General features: G+C 56.7%; 12 protein-coding genes. All 12 read right to left on the reverse strand.

Annotation, left to right across the window (positions count from 1 at the left end; all coding sequences use genetic code 11):
* Window positions 1-68: 68 nt before the first annotated feature.
* The 12 genes from KM934_RS13300 to KM934_RS10995 all read right to left on the reverse strand — a co-directional run bounded on the left by KM934_RS13300 (window position 69) and on the right by KM934_RS10995 (window position 14,978).
* Window positions 69-215: a leucine-rich repeat protein gene (locus tag KM934_RS13300; protein WP_317192671.1), complete on the reverse strand. Its 147-nt coding sequence runs from the start codon at window positions 213-215 to the stop codon at window positions 69-71.
* Window positions 216-664: 449 nt separating this feature from the next.
* Window positions 665-3,337 (reverse strand): hypothetical protein, encoded by a 2,673-nt coding sequence (locus KM934_RS10945; protein ID WP_215760644.1) that lies wholly within the window; start codon window positions 3,335-3,337, stop codon window positions 665-667.
* A gap of 294 nt (window positions 3,338-3,631) precedes the next feature.
* On the reverse strand, window positions 3,632-4,042 hold the full coding sequence (gene ybeY, locus KM934_RS10950) for an rRNA maturation RNase YbeY (protein ID WP_215760645.1): 411 nt from the start codon (window positions 4,040-4,042) through the stop codon (window positions 3,632-3,634).
* Between the two features lie 61 nt (window positions 4,043-4,103).
* On the reverse strand, window positions 4,104-4,610 hold the full coding sequence (gene coaD / locus KM934_RS10955; protein ID WP_215760646.1) for a pantetheine-phosphate adenylyltransferase: 507 nt from the start codon (window positions 4,608-4,610) through the stop codon (window positions 4,104-4,106).
* A 34-nt stretch (window positions 4,611-4,644) separates the two neighbouring features.
* Window positions 4,645-5,676: a Holliday junction branch migration DNA helicase RuvB gene (gene ruvB, locus KM934_RS10960; RefSeq protein ID WP_215760647.1), complete on the reverse strand. Its 1,032-nt coding sequence runs from the start codon at window positions 5,674-5,676 to the stop codon at window positions 4,645-4,647.
* 137 nt (window positions 5,677-5,813) lie between these two features.
* Entirely contained in the window at window positions 5,814-6,830 is a 1,017-nt protein-coding gene (gene dusB, locus KM934_RS10965) for a tRNA dihydrouridine synthase DusB (RefSeq protein ID WP_215760648.1), read from the reverse strand.
* A 181-nt stretch (window positions 6,831-7,011) separates the two neighbouring features.
* Window positions 7,012-8,073 (reverse strand): DNA-processing protein DprA, encoded by a 1,062-nt coding sequence (gene dprA, locus KM934_RS10970; RefSeq protein ID WP_215760655.1) that lies wholly within the window; start codon window positions 8,071-8,073, stop codon window positions 7,012-7,014.
* A gap of 136 nt (window positions 8,074-8,209) precedes the next feature.
* Window positions 8,210-8,614 carry an acyl-CoA thioesterase gene (locus KM934_RS10975; protein ID WP_215760649.1) on the reverse strand — a complete coding sequence of 135 codons (405 nt, stop codon included), beginning with the start codon at window positions 8,612-8,614 and terminating at the stop codon, window positions 8,210-8,212.
* A gap of 133 nt (window positions 8,615-8,747) precedes the next feature.
* Window positions 8,748-10,040 carry a DUF2851 family protein gene (locus KM934_RS10980; RefSeq protein ID WP_215760650.1) on the reverse strand — a complete coding sequence of 431 codons (1,293 nt, stop codon included), beginning with the start codon at window positions 10,038-10,040 and terminating at the stop codon, window positions 8,748-8,750.
* 27 nt (window positions 10,041-10,067) lie between these two features.
* Window positions 10,068-11,732 (reverse strand): S41 family peptidase, encoded by a 1,665-nt coding sequence (locus KM934_RS10985; RefSeq protein ID WP_215760651.1) that lies wholly within the window; start codon window positions 11,730-11,732, stop codon window positions 10,068-10,070.
* 67 nt (window positions 11,733-11,799) lie between these two features.
* Window positions 11,800-13,770 (reverse strand): DNA topoisomerase IV subunit B, encoded by a 1,971-nt coding sequence (locus tag KM934_RS10990; protein WP_215760652.1) that lies wholly within the window; start codon window positions 13,768-13,770, stop codon window positions 11,800-11,802.
* 65 nt (window positions 13,771-13,835) lie between these two features.
* Window positions 13,836-14,978 (reverse strand): N-acetyltransferase, encoded by a 1,143-nt coding sequence (locus tag KM934_RS10995; RefSeq protein WP_215760653.1) that lies wholly within the window; start codon window positions 14,976-14,978, stop codon window positions 13,836-13,838.
* Window positions 14,979-15,756: the final 778 nt, after the last annotated feature.

Consider the following 15,756-nt stretch of genomic DNA (forward strand, 5'->3'; position numbering starts at 1 on the left):
GGCTGGCAGCGTAAAACTGCTTAGCCTTTATCTCAAATTTTAACGAACTATTGGTAGTTTATAAGGCTCTAAATACAACCAGAGAACGCACCACTACCTATGCTGGTCACGGAGCTGGGGATGGATATGCTGGTAAGGCTGGAGCATCTATTGAACGCATCGTTACCTATGCTGGTCACAGAGCTGGGGATGACTGTATTCTTGCAACCAGACACTAATTTATTTGTAGCTGTTTCTATTATCGCATTACAATTATTTCGCGAATCATAGACAGGATTGCCTTCAGCTACTATTATTGAGGAATATTCAAGGCTTTCCCATTTATCAATTTTTTCTACACTAACAGGAATGTACAAAGTACCAATAGTAGTAGGCTTTTGACCTATATGGTTAGAAATATGAATTTCTTTTAGCTCATAAGTCTTGTTCCTATACTCGTCTTTAACAATACTCTGTTAATTCTAACGTAATCGTTTGAAAATGAGGGAGTTAATTAACGTGATATAACTAATAAAATTTGGTTAAGTGGCTGATTATCAGTAACTTTATAGTGATCAAAGCTTAAAGTAACATGACATCAGAACCACTCAACCAATATACGGAAATCTGCAGAGATGCTATCAAAAGTTCATCTGCAAAGTTAAGCAAAACTTGCAAACCCAGATTACTTAACTATCATTTTAACTGTCTGGCGCTCGTTGCCATAGGCGAAGGTAAAGAAGCAGAGGCCAGCGGGCATGTTGGCCGGCACAAGGAAGGTGCCGTCGGCGCTGAGGTGGCCCTGCTGCACCAGGATGCCCGAGGCTCCCACGGCCCTCACGGTGACGTCTGCGGGATTGATGCCGCCCAGGTCAAGACGAATGACGTTGCCACGCACGGCGGCCGTCGACATGACATGGATTTGCTGCTCCTTCTTGCTGGTGCCCTGCACGGCCTGGATGCCTGTGCTGAACGCATCCCTCAGGTCTTGCTCATAGTTGTACCAACGGGTGTAGGTGTCGGCAATGGCCAGGGCGCCCTCACCCAGACGGATGCGGTAGTCCCAGTGGTGCTTACGCTGTGCATCGCCGAGATATACATAGTCGGTGTTGCAGACCACGCAGAACACGATCCCGTTGGCCGGTTTCTCGGTGATGTCGATGCTCATGTTGCCACACTTCACGGGCTGGCTGTAATAGCACTTGCCATCCTTGGTGCGGTAGCAGAGCAAGGCCCGCATCTGCGTGTCCTCTGGACGGAACTCCACGTTGGCCACATCGCCACGCACATGGATGGGAATGATGTTGCCACCGCTCCAACCGGGGTTGGTCAATGTGTCGGGCGACATCCATCCGTCTTCGTTGTCGAGCGTCACCGACTGGTATGGGGTGATGCGATAGGGCGCCACATTGATCCAATAAGGCTCCCACTCGGGCTTCACCGTGATGCCGAAGTTGTCGTTCACCACCTTGCGGTAGCTGTTGTCCCATCCACCGAGGTCGAAGAGTGCCTGGCGCGCACGATACTCGGTTACGATCTGTCGCATAGGCTCCTCGCCGATGGAGTCGCCCATGGTCTTGAGCACATAGTCCTTGCAGTTGCGCCAGATCCATGGAATGACGCCATCGCCACACACATTGGCAACCACCACGGGGAAGGCATTGGCATACTGCACGCCCCCCAGGTAGCTGCGCCATGTGCACACCTGCTTGCCCGAACCGTTATACATGTTGACGCCCTGCGCACCCGGTCCTCCATAGGAACCATCCTGCAACCATCCCGAGTAGCATTCGATGGGCATGTGGGGAGCGAGGAAGGGTCCTCCGTCGAGGAATCCGGCTTCGCCATACAGGCCGTCGCGCTTGGCGTAGACCTGCCCCTGCAGCCATGTGTTGCCACCCTCGTGGAACCAGCTGGAGCCTTGGCAAGCACCCAGGTCGGCAAAGATGGCGTGGATGCCCTCGTGCACCATGGCGTTGCGTTGGTACTCGCCATCGCCCCACTTCTTGTCGGCGTCGGCGCGGAAACGGCTGAACGGATAGTAGCTGGCCCATACGCAAGCCCAGTTCTGCCCATCGGCGTAGGTGCTGCTCTGGTAACCACCCTTCGTGGTGTTGGCCTCATTGTCGTTGCTCAGTCCCGATCCGAAGACGTAAACAAACGACTTGTACCCACGGCGTGCGCTAAGGTCGGGAGGCCATCCCATGTAATCGCGAATATACCTGAAGTCGTAGTCGTACTTGTCGACCATGTTCTTGGCAGCGGTATAGATGGTGGCCGAATCGGTACCCACCTCCGCATTGAGGTTGTCGCCCCAGAAGGCCGACCACCACTCACCCTCATAATGATTGGCAGGAGTTCCGTCTTTCTTGGTGAAGGTATGCAGCTTGGCAGGCTTCTGCAGGTTGGGGTATTCGGTATGGAAATCGTAGGAGAGCTTAAAGCGCGGCCACTCCATGAACTCGCCGGCATGGCTCTGCACGTCGACATAGTAATTGTAATCTTTCAGGATTCCCTTGCCCTCTTGGTCGACCATGGTGACGCGCAACACATAACGCGCCCCGTCGGCATACACGGCATTGTCGGTGATCTTATAGGGAGCCGTAGCCATGGAGCGGCGCACGGTGTTGTCTTCGTTTTGATACGTGGTGCGATTCATCGTAGTCTTGAGCCAGCGATAGCGCACACTCTTATAGTTGTCGGGGTTGATGACCTCGCAACTCAACGTAATTTTGTCGCCCTCGTTCACCTGGATGAAGTTTTGCTCCACAGGCTCCTCATCGTTCTTTTGCACGAGCGGTCGCACCAGCCAGCCATCGGTCTCACTGCGACGCCCCACAAACTGGGGCTCGTCGGTGGTGACGCTCTCAGCTGATCCGGCAGCGGCGATCGTAACATGGATATGGAAAAACACCGAGTCTTGGCCATTCACCAAGCCCTCTACGACGGTGAGGCTTGTGCCCTCCGTGGCCAGTTCGCCATGCGTAACATTAAGGGCGGCCTTGTCCCAGAGCACCAATGCGGCGCGCTGGGCGGCACGGTTGGTGGGCACCCCGCTGAGGTCGAACCAATGGCCCTGTTGGCCACTGGCGAGGCCCGGTGTGTTGGTGGTGCGGAACCGCTCCTCGCCCGACGAGGTCTTGTAGCTCGCCACGAGGTTCGCGGTGGCTGGGTCGGTTACGCCAATGGCCGTGCGGAGCAAGGTGGCATGCACCGGACATACGGTGGCGGCCGTGGCATCCACAGGGCGCGAGACATTGAAATTGAAGTCGTAACGGTTGCCGGCAAGGCTTGTCAAGCTCATCAGCGACAGCAGGAACGAAACAACAGGTAAATGGAGTAAAGGTCTTTGTTTCATATCTTATCCAAAGATTAGAATTTAGTTTGTTCTCCCACAAAAGTAGGAAATAAAACAAACAAACACGCCTTGCAGAGGCGTGTTTGTTGAATCGTTGGACAATATTTGCAATAGTTGTACGATATTTCCCTTCGCAGCCTTTCCCTCGCAGGACAAAAAGACCCATGAAACACAAAGGAAAGGCCACAAACGGGACGACAAGACTGCCCTTACCCCTGGACACTACCAACACCATAGCCAAGCGAAGCGATCCTCTTGGCTGGGCGAAAAAGCCGTAACAGGGAATCGAGAAGCTTAGCGCATGGCCAAGGCCTCATTCTCGTGGGCCTCCATGATCTCGCGCTCGCCAGGTCCCTTGTCGTTGATACCGCAAAGGTGGAGTATGCCATGAATGATGACTCGGTGCAACTCGTCGTCGTATTCCTTGCCAAACTTCTCGGCGTTGGTGCGAACGGTGTCGAGCGAAATGACAAGGTCGCCGTTGAGCACATCGCCCTCATCGTAGTCGAACGTGATGATGTCGGTGTAATAATCATGACCCAGATACTGGCGGTTCACCTCCAATATCTTCTCGTCGCTGACAAACATATAGCCAATCTCGCCCACCTTGCGTCCATGGGCCTGTGCCACGCGCTTGATCCAAGCGCTTGTGTCACGGTGGCGTATCTTCGGCATCTTTACGCCGTCTGCATTGTATGTGATCATATCTTATATGTATGAATTGATGTATCGGTTATCTGTAACGGGAGCCGTGGCCCCTATGGGTTCAATCGTGCGTCGGCGCATCCGATGGCGGTGCGGTCGGGAGCATGGCGGCAGCCTCAGCGTCCTTATGGAAAAACACCAGTTGGCGATAGGCCGTCGACGAGACCGACGCCAGCGTCGGACTCGAATAGAGCAGCACCGTCTCAAGGCCGCCCAACCGCTTGTTGTAGTCGGCCTCCACCTTTTCGTATTCGAAATCGATGACCGACCGCACGCCGCGCACCATGAAACGTGCTCCAATGTCGTGGGCCAGGTCGACCATCATGCCGTCGTGGGCCATCACCTCCACACGCCGATTGCCTTGATAGAGGTGACGAATGGCCTCCACGCGCTCCTCAACGGTGAACATGTGGCGCTTCTCGGGGTTGACGGCCACCACGACCACCACCTTGTCGAACAACGCCAAGGCCCGCCTCACGATGTCGTCGTGGCCGATGGTGAACGGGTCGAAGCTCCCGGCGAAGAGGGCTATGCGCCCGTTGGGTGTGGGATGGGATGCTGAGTTCATGTTGGATTGATGTTTCGCGATGGATGGATAAGGGTTAGAACAACTCGGTCTGCATGACGTTACCGCTGTAGGGGTTGCGTCCCAGATGCTCGTAGGCCAAAGGCGTCACCATGCGGCCGCGTGGCGTACGCTTCACGAAGCCCTCCATGATGAGGTAAGGCTCGTACACATCCTCCACCGTTCCGGCGTCCTCGCCAATGGCGGTAGCAATGGTGGAGACGCCCACCGGCCCACCCTTGAACTTGTCGATGATTGTCAGCAGGATCTTGTTGTCGATCTCATCCAATCCATAGGAGTCAATGTTGAGGGCCGACAGGGCGATGTCGGCAATGTCCTTGGTGATGGTTCCGTTGCCCTTGACCTGCGCAAAGTCGCGCACACGGCGCAGCAAGCCGTTGGCGATACGGGGCGTTCCGCGACTACGACGGGCAATCTCCACGGCCGCGTCATCGTCGATGGGCACCCTCATCAGCCGCGCCGAGCGGCGTATGATGCGCTGCAAGGTGGCGGGATCGTAGTACTCCAGGTGCATGTTGATGCCAAAACGGGCGCGCAGCGGTGCGGTGAGCATGCCCGAACGGGTGGTGGCTCCAATGAGCGTAAAGGGGTTGAGGTCGAGCTGTATGCTTCGCGCCGAGGGACCCTTGTCGATCATAATGTCGATGCGATAGTCCTCCATGGCCGAATAAAGATACTCTTCCACAACGGGCTGCAAGCGATGTATCTCGTCGATGAAGAGCACATCGTTGGGCTCGAGCGACGTGAGGAGGCCGGCCAGGTCGCCGGGCTTGTCGAGCACAGGTCCCGACGTGATCTTGAATCCCACCCCCAGCTCGTTGGCGATGATGTTGCTCAACGTGGTCTTTCCCAATCCGGGAGGACCGTAGAGCAGGGTGTGGTCGAGCGGTTCATGGCGATATTTGGCGGCCTCAACAAAGACCCCGAGGTTTTCCACAACCTTGGGCTGACCGTTGAAGTCGTCGAAACGGAGCGGGCGAAGCGCGTTCTCGAAGTCTTTCTCCTCTCTTGTGATGTTGTTTTCTCGTATGTCGAAATCGTCAACCATGTGCGTTTTAATGCTTTCTAAGTGCAAAGATAACCATAAATGAGCGAAGGGTAAAAGGCCGAGGCGACAAAAGGCGAACCACAAGATGTTAAAGCAAGTTAAAACAATTCATGGTTTTGTCGCAGTTGGCTCGCAACTTATTGATTTTCAACTTGTAGCCCCTTTAGAATAGAACGACATTCTTCGAGTATTCTGAGCACATCTTCAGTAGTTTCGGCCCTCAAAAGGGCTATTCGCGTCTGCCGGAAGTTGGGTATGCACTTGAATATGGGCGATGCGGCCAGGTGTCGTCGCGTATGGAGTATTCCACGGTACTCATCGATGCGTTCCACGTTGATTCGGAGCTGTTCTTCGAGGATATCGATCTTATCGTCTATGGTCAAGGGTGCAGGTAGTACCTGAGCTGCACCCTGAACGGTGTCGATATAGTCTCTACATTCCTTGAAAAACCAGGGCCGTCCGAACGTAGCTCTACCAATCATCACCGCATCGACCCCATAGTTTTCGAAGGCCAGGTTGGCCCGCTCGGGCGTGGTGATGTCGCCATTGCCAATGATGGGGATGTGGATGCGTGGGTTGCGCTTCACCTCGCCAATCAGCGTCCAGTCGGCTTCGCCCGTGTACATCTGCGACCGTGTGCGCCCATGAATGGTGAGCGACTGTATGCCACAGTCTTGCAACTGCTCGGCCAGCGTGGTGATAACAAGGTCGTTCATGTCCCATCCCAGACGGGTCTTGGCGGTGACGGGCGTGTTCACGGCCTTCACCACAGCCTTCGTGATCTCGAGCATCTTGGGAATGTCGCGCAGCAGGCCGGCGCCGGCGCCCTTGCCAGCCACCTTCTTGACAGGGCATCCAAAGTTGATGTCGATGATGTCGGGGTGGAAGCTCTCCACGATCTTTGCCGCCTCGACCATTGGCTCCACCTCACGCCCATAGATCTGAATGCCCACTGGGCGTTCGTCGTCGTTGACATGCATCTTGGCGAGCGTGCTGGGAATGGATCGTATGATGGCGTCGGCCGAAACAAACTCCGTGTAGACCATGGCTGCGCCATAACGCTTGCATAGCTTGCGAAATCCGATGTCGGTAACGTCTTCCATGGGTGCAAGAAACAAAGGCTTGCTACCAAAATCTATATTGCCTATCTTCATAAATCTTTTTATTGTCTTACTAAGTTTTTCGCCAAGCCCACCCAACGGTCCATCCATCGGGGAACGGGAAGGCATCATTGGCGCTCGTTGGCGCCCCAAAGACCGTTTAACGCCCCTCCAGGGCCGTTTCTCGCCGCCAGCCTACTCTCCCACCGCATGGTCGATCGGGCCTTACAGCGCCTTAGGCGAGCAGATGGTAAACGCCTCCTGCGTAAGGCTTGACCACTCCCTTCATTTCGAGTTGGAACAACAGGGCGAGGGTCGTTGCCATGGGTAGCCCCGTCTTGACGGAGATGGCGTCTTGACGGAGGTCGTTGGTGGTCTCCAAGAGTTGTACGATGCGCATCTCGGCGTCGGAGAGGTCGGGAAAAAGTTGGCGCTCAATGCCGTTTCGGCGTGCCTCCACCAGTTTTTGGTCGTCGGCCCACCCCATGGCGTCCACGAAATCGGCTGCCGAAGTGATGAGCCCCGCACCGCAATCGCGTATGAGCCTGTTGCAGCCCTCGCTGTAAGGGGCGCCCACGGCGCCAGGGAACGCAAACACATCGCGGTTGTATTCCTTAGCGATGCGTGTGGTGATAAGGCCACCGCCCTTCGCCGCACTCTCCACAAGGATGGTGGCGTCGCACAGACCCGCCGTGATGCGGTTGCGCCTCACGAAGTTGACCTTGTCGGGTTGCGTGTGGGTCATGTACTCGGTGACGAGCCCACCATGCGCCACCATCTCGTTGGCCGTGTCGCGATGGCGTTGCGGATAGAGGGTGTCGAGGCCATGGGCCAGCACCGCCACCGTGTCCATCTGGTTGGCCAGGGCATAGCGGTGTGCATGAATGTCGACCCCATAGGCCAGTCCGCTCACGATGAGCGTATCGGGACAGCACCTCCTCAGGTCGGCCACAAAACGCCTGATTAGGTCCTCGCCATAGGGCGTGCAGTGGCGCGTGCCAACAACATTGATGACCCGCCGGGCGTTGAGGTCGGCCATTCCCCGATAGAACAGCGCAAGCGGCGCGTCGGGCGTTTCCTTCAGCCGGCGCGGGTAGAGCGGGTCGTTGAGGCATAACACCTGCACGTTGTGGTCGGCGGCCCATGCCAGTTCCTCCTCGGCCCGGCCTCGCATGATGTCGAAACTGGCCAGTTCCTGGACGATGCGCGCCGGCATACTCGGGAACATCCTCGGCAGTTCACTCCGCTGCTCGACAATGGCGGTGGCCGATCCCATGCGCCGATAGAGCCCCACCATGACGTTGAGGTGGAAATAGCTCAGTCGGGCCAGGGCTACTGTGTTGATCAGTTCGTTGTCCACGGTGTATCTGTTGCGTTAGCGTATAAGGTGGGGTGCAGAGACCTGCACGGTGTATGGCTACGGGAATAATATGTTATAGCTTGTCGAAGCCAAAGGCGCGGTCGTAGTCCTCGCTCACACCGAGCTTGCCATGGATGAGGGTCACGAGGTCGACATCGGCGTGAAACGACAGTTTCATGTCGGAAGCGCGATAGATGTCGTGCTCGAATACATAGCGCATACCTTCCTTCTTGAGGTTGAGGCACGACACCATCTCGTCGTCGCAGCGCAGGGGCGTCTTAAACTTCAGTTGCATACGCGCCACCACAGCGTCGACTCCCTTCTCGTGAAGGGCGGCGAAGCTCACGCCCAAGCTGCGCAAGAAGCGGTGGCGCGTATGCTCGGTGTAGTGGAGATAGTTGGCGTTGTTGACGATGCCCTCGATGTCGCACTCATAGTCGCGCACATCCATACGTGTGGTAAACAGATATTCTTTCATATTGATGATGCGTTGTAGCCCATGCCATCTTACGTTATAGCCCGTGCTATGACGCGTCGACGCTGATGCTATCCTACATGATAGTTTATGTTATGATGCGCCCACCGACAGGCAGGGCGCACGGCGCAGAGCCTCATCCCTTGAGAAACTCGTAGCCGAAGCGGCAGCGCAAACAATCGCGCCGGTCGCAATACTCGTTCTTGAGCTGTATGAGCGCCTGCGAGTCGCCAGCGTTGTCGACGGGCAGCCCACACGATTTCCACATCCGCACGATGTGGTTATCCTCGGCGCGCAACTGGTCGAGGAAGGCGAAGGCGCGGTCGCAGAGCCGCTCATCGCGCTTGTGGCGGCCATAGGCAAAGAGCATTGGCACAACGGTGTTGATGAGCAGGAGGTTGACCGACGCGGCCGACAGGCGCTTCTCGCTGCGCGCACTCTCGCACCCGAAGGCGTAATGGGTCTGCCAATAGTCGGTGGGCGACGTGGCGAGCATGCGCTGGGCGCTCTTCACATCCTCGCAATCGATGAGCTGCGACAGTCCGGCCTTGCGGAGGAAATAGAGCCTGGCGAGTTGCGAGATGCGTATATGGGGAAAATTCTGTGGCCTCAGCCTCAAGAAGCGCCATAGATGGTGGTCGATGGGTTGGAGGCCAAACTTATGCGCCAGGTACTTGTATTCGCTGGCCATACGCTGGTAATAGGGGTCGGCAAGCGCCGCCTCGCGGTGCCGTTCGGGTATCGACAGGGGGTCGAGAAGGCCCGCCTGGCCCAAGAAGAGCGCCTCCACCTGGAACAGGTCGTCGCGGTGATGGCCCACCGCTCCCAGCGGCACGTTCATGGCCCACTGCTCCATGGCGTCGCCATTGATGCCAAAGCCATAGTTGCGGGCCATGGTAACGAAGTAGGCGGCCTCCCACGAGCTCTGGCAGCAGGCAGCCCGACGGGCTATGTCGTCGGTCTTGCGCTCGAGGCGCTCGGTCTCGAGGGCACTCATCCACGAGTGGACCCTGATGCGCGAGAGGGTCGGCACGATCTTGTAACAGGGCGGGTAATTGTCGGCCTTGAGCAGTTCCTCATAGTTGCGCCGCACCGTCTCGGGCACGTCGAGCTGCATTTGCGGAGGCGTGAGGCCACTGGCGGTGCGCACCTCGGCGTCGATCACCCCGGCCACATGGAGCACAACATTATTATAATGGTCGTCGCGCTCATGCCCATGCAGGAACCAATCGGTCGACTTGTCGTGTATCTCCACGTTGCCCACCCACAGTTCGCCGCCAATCTTCACCTTGGCGTTGAAGAAGTCGGGGCCCGCGTTGCGGTTGTGCAGGCCCGCGTCGATCACCTCCACCGGCTGTCCGTCGGTGGTGTGGAGCGCTCCGAGCGGAAACATCTTGTGCTTCCAACAGTAGTGCAACAGCTGTTCCATGTCGGTGAGGTTAGGGGGTTGTGCCGCTTACTTCCAGGCCTGCTCGTCGCCCATGACCTCGATGGCCTTCTCGACGATGTGGTTCTGCTGGTTGATGATCTGGAAGTATTCGCTCATGTCCCACAGGTCGCGGGCCACAAGGGCCTTGAGCTGTGCGCATAGCTGAGGCAGCGTTTTCTTGAGTTCGTCGTCGTCCTTGGGCTCCACCTTCTCTTTCTTTCCCTCGGCCATCACCTCGTCGATCACGCTCTGCGGCACCTGGAAGTTATTGAGGAATGTTTGGAACGATGGGTACTGTCGGCGCAACTGCTTGCGGTGGTTGTCGACATACTTCAGGTTGACCTTGATGATAATGCCCTTGGCGGCCAGTTGCCTGTGGAGGCGTGTGTACTGGGTGGTGTCGAGCGGCACGAAGTAGTCGGGCATGATACCGCCCCCACCATACACCGTGCGATGGCGCCGGAGCGTTTGGAACTTCAGCGAATCGGCGAAGTGGATGGAGTCGGCGCTATACAGCTCACCATGCTTGTATCGGGTGTCGAGCTCCTGCTCGTAGCCCTTCAGGTCGCCCTTCTTGTAGGGTTTCTGTATGCAGCGCCCCGAGGGTGTGAAATAATGGGCGATGGTGATGCGCATCATCGACCCGTCGGAGAAGTCGACAGGACGTTGCACCAGTCCCTTTCCGAACGAGCGTCGGCCCACCACAAGGCCGCGGTCGTGGTCTTGGATGGCACCGGTGACAATCTCTGCGGCCGAGGCCGAGAACTCATTGACAAGCACCACCACACGTCCGTTCTGCAAGGTGCCGTTGCCTTGTGCGCGATACTCGTTGCGCGGCACACGGCGCCCGTCAGTGTAGACGATGAGGTCGCCCTTCGAGAGAAACTCGTTGGCTATCTGCACGGCGGCGATCATGTAGCCTCCGCCATTGTCTTGCAGGTCGAGCACCAGGTCGACCATGCCCTGTTTCTGCAACGCCTTGACCGCCTCCATAAACTCCTTGTAGGTGGTGGCGCCAAAGCTTCCGATGCGCACATAGCCCAGTCCGGGACGAACCATGTAACTGGCGTCGAGGGTCTTCACGGGAATCTTGTCGCGCACAACGGTGAAGGTGAGCTTGTCCTTGATGCCACGCCTGACGATGGTGAGCTTCACCTTCGACCCCTTGGGGCCGCGCAGGCGGCGCACAATCTCGTCGCGCGCCATCTTCACACCGGCGATGGCCGAGTCGTTGACGGCCACGATGCGGTCGCCAGCCAGAATGCCCACCCGCTCCGACGGTCCGCCAGTGACGGGCTGGATGACGAGGAGCGTGTCGTTTTGCACGTTAAACTGGATGCCGATGCCCTCGAACGAACCGCCCAGCGACTCGTTCATGGCCTTTGTCTCCTTGGCCGTGGAATACGACGAGTGGGGGTCGAGCTTCTCGAGCATGCCGCGTATGGCATCCTCGACAAGCTTGGGCTGGTCGACGGAGTCGACATAGAGCTCGCTGATGGCCAGCTCGGCTATCTGCAACTTACGCAGCAGCTCGTCGTTCAACGAGCGGTTGCCGCGCTGGGCGTGGAGCGAAGCGCAGGGAAGCAGGGCGAGAATGAGGGTAACAACAAGCGCGAAAAGGCGCGAAGGCTTTTCGCAGCCACACCGACGCGGGGCGCGGCGGTGGCGTATGGCAGGTTGAAGGTGTGTCATGGTTATGGTTTGTCTGGATATACTATGATGGGAGGGCTGGCGGCAGCCGTGGGCCACCGCCCAGCCCCTATTCCTCCTCGGGAATGTCTTCTTCGATCACCAGGTTGTCGATGATGAAGTTTTGGCGCTCCATGGTGTTCTTGCCCATGTAGTACTCCAACAACTTCTGCACCTGGTCGTTCTTATGGAGCGTTACTTGCTCAAGGCGCATGTCGACTCCTATGAAGTGGGCAAACTCGTCGGGCGAGATCTCGCCGAGACCTTTGAATCGGGTAATCTCGGGGTCGGGGCCCAACTCGCGGATGGCGGTGACGCGCTCCTCGTCGGAGTAGCAGTAACGGGTGATGAAGTCGCTCTTCTTCTCGCCCTTGCCCATGCGACTGTCGTAGTCGGCCACCATGCTCTTGTTCTTGACCTTCGTGCGGCGGTTGCGCACACGGAAGAGGGGTGTCTGCAACACGTAGACGTGGCCTTTCTTGATGAGTTCGGGGTAGAACTGCAGGAAGAAGGTGATGATGAGCAGGCGGATGTGCATGCCGTCGACATCGGCATCGGTGGCCACGATCACCTTGTTGTAGCGCAGGTTGTCGAGGCCGTCCTCAATGTCGAGGGCCGCTTGCAGGAGGTTGAACTCCTCGTTCTCGTAGACCACCTTCTTGGTCAGGCCAAAGGAGTTGAGGGGCTTGCCTCGCAGCGAGAACACCGCCTGGGTGTTGACGTCGCGGCTCTTGGTGATGCTTCCACTTGCCGAGTCGCCCTCGGTGATGAAGATGCAACTCTCCTCCTTGCGGTTGTCCTTGGCGTCGCAATAGTGTATGCGGCAATCGCGCAACTTGCGGTTGTGGAGATTGGCTTTCTTGGCGCGTTCGCGCGCCAGCTTGGTGACGCCGGCCATGGCCTTGCGCTCGCGCTCGCTCTCCTTGATCTTGTTCTCAAGCACGTCGGCCACATCCTCCTTGTGGATGTGCAGGTAGTTGTCGACCTCGCGCTTGAGGAAGTCGCCCACATACTTGTTGATGGTCTCGCCACCGGGTTCCATCAGCGTGGAGCCGAGCTTGATCTTGGTTTGCGACTCAAACACGGGCTCCTCCACATTGATGGCGATGGCCGCCACAATGCCGTTGCGGATGTCGGTATACTCGTAGCTCTTGTCGTAAAACTCCTTGATGGTCTTGGCTATATGCTCCTTGAAGGCGCTCTGGTGGGTTCCTCCCTGGGTGGTGTGCTGGCCATTGACGAAGCTGTGGTACTCCTCGCCATACTGGTTGGTATGGGTGAAGGCTATCTCGATGTCCTCGCCCTTGATGTGGACGATGGGATATAGCGGGTCGGTGGTCATGGCATCGACAAGCAGGTCTTCCAGACCGTTGCGGCTCTTGATGCGACGGCCGTTGTACATGATGGTGAGCCCGGAGTTGAGGTAGGTGTAATTGCGGAGCATGGTCTCCACAAACTCGCCATGGAACAGGTAGTTCTTGAAGAGGGTGTTGTCGGGCTCGAAGTAGATGTAGGTGCCGTTCTCGTCGTTGCTGGCCTCGGTTTGGTCGCTCACCAGCTTTCCGCGCTCGAAGACGAGGCTGCGCACCTTGCCCTCGCGGAAGCTCTTCACCTCAAAGCGGGTGCTGAGGGCGTTGACGGCTTTCACGCCGACGCCATTAAGGCCGACGCTCTTCTTGAAGGCCTTGGAGTCGTATTTGCCGCCGGTGTTGAGCACAGAGACGGCCTCCACAAGCTTTCCCTGCGGAATGCCGCGGCCATAGTCGCGCACGGCAACACGCAGGTTGTCGTCGATGTCGACCTCGATGCGGTCGCCGGCTTTCATCTTAAACTCGTCGATGGAGTTGTCGATGACCTCCTTCAGGAGCACATAAATGCCGTCCTCGGGCAGTGATCCGTCGCCCAGGCGGCCGATATACATGCCGGGTCGGGTGCGCACATGCTCCATGTCGCTGAGATGGCGAATGTTGTCGTCGGTATAGTCGACGGTGGGCTGTACGGCGCCCTGCGACTGTGGTTCGTTGGTTATGTCGTTGCTCATGAAATGATAGTGTGTCTTGATAACATGGGTTGGGTCTTCGTCAGGGGTGTGGGGTGGATGGGGCGTTACAGCTCCTTGCGGTAGCAGCGGCGGCGCTTGTGGTTGATGGGGTTGAGAGCGCCCCACTGTCCCTGCACGCCTTCGTTGCTCTCCATCTCGACCTGCGTCTCGCCCCACTTGATGCCGTAATCGACGTAGCGGGGAATGAGATCGGAGAAGAGCAGGGCGTTGGCTCCCTTGGCGCGATACTCGGGCAGGAAGCCCACAAGCAGGAGGTCGACGCCCTCGGTCTTATGGAACTTGATGGCGCGCAGCACATGCCACCAACCAGTGGGCAGCAGGCGGCCGCGACGGCACTTCTGCAGGGCGTGCGACAGCGAGGGGATGGTGATGCCCATGCCGGCCACGGCGTCGTTCTTGTTGCCGTCGACAATGACGGTCACAAGGTTGAGGTCGACCATGGGCATGTACATCTTGACATACTGGTCGATCTGGCGGTCGGTGAGCGACACGAAGCCGTAGAGGTTGGTGTAGGTGGCGTTGATGATCTCGAAGAGCTTGCGGCCCCATCCGCCCTGAAACACATCCTTGCGGGTGAGCTTCTTGACGTGGAGGTTGTAGCGCTTCTCCACCAGGCTGGCTATCTTGGCGTATTTCTCGGGCACCTTGTCGGGCACGGGAAGGAAGTATTCCACATAGTCGTTGTCCTTGGCCCAACCACCCATCTGCTCCATGTGGCGGGGGTAATAGTCGTAGTTGTAGATGGTGGCCATGGTGCCGAGCTTGTCGAAGCCCCAGGTAAGCATGCCCTCGGGGTCCATGTCGCTGAATCCGAGGGGACCCACCATGGCGGTCATGCCATTTTCGCGACCGTAGGCGGCCACGGCGTCGAAGAGGGCGCGGCTCACCTCGAGGTCGTCGATGAAGTCGATCCATCCGAAGCGAACGTCCTGCCTGTTCCAGTGCTTGTTGACGCGGTTGTTGATAATGGCGGCAACGCGGCCTGCCACCTTGCCATCCTTGTAGGCCAGGAAGTACTCGGCCCTGCAGAAGTCGAAGGCGGCGTTTCTTTTCTTGTCGAGCGTATTCCTTTCGTCGATATACAAATTGGGCACATCATAGGGACTGCCCGCATACAAATCGTAATGAAAATCGATGAAGGTCTTGAGATCTTTCTTGGTCTCGACCTTGCGTATTTCTACTGCCATGAATGTTATAAATTCTTGATGTTGAATGCCTTTAAGTATGCAAAAATATAAATTTTTGAGCTAAAAGCCAAGCCAAACGGGCTTTTTAGCATTTGTTTACCGTATTTTGACAGTGTAAGAAGGTTTTACGGCAACTGAAGCGTAATGGGACAGGGAGTGAACAATGAGGGTGTGAACTGCTGGATACAACACCGATTATACATTCCACAGGATAGCGCACGTTATAGAACATAAGTCGTAATAACGGGTATATTACGACGCAAAAGGCGATTGAATAATCCCAACAATCTATACCATAAACTACACGTTTCTTCTCGACGACGGAAATATTGGGCGCAAATACGCGATTCTCGACGTGTTTTCATAACTATCTGCCAGTCAGCACGTTGCGCCAATAACCTAACATTTCACTCACCAAATTTCATATTCCACCTTGCGGTTAGGCATGTTTTGCGCCTCGAAACATGGCTAACCGCAAGACGATACCTACCCAACCGAGGCGCCGAAAGGCATCTTTCGCAACACCAAACATGCCTAACCGCAACACCATGCCAACGATTTGGGATGACGGGACCGCAAAAACGGCAAAATCGCTCGCTGGAACAACCGAAAAAGCAGGCACACTTTTTGGTTATAATATCCAACAAGCGGAGGGCGGAGGCCATAGGTCCGACAAGGCGCATCATGCAAGCCACAAAAGACAAACAGATCGAAGGAAAAATGAGGATCATCCGACATTTGGAGTGACTTGAAGTGCGTACTACTTCTAATAGCTTTG

This window comes from Hallella faecis (assembly GCF_018789675.1).
GTDB classification, from domain to species: Bacteria; Bacteroidota; Bacteroidia; order Bacteroidales; family Bacteroidaceae; genus Prevotella; species Prevotella faecis.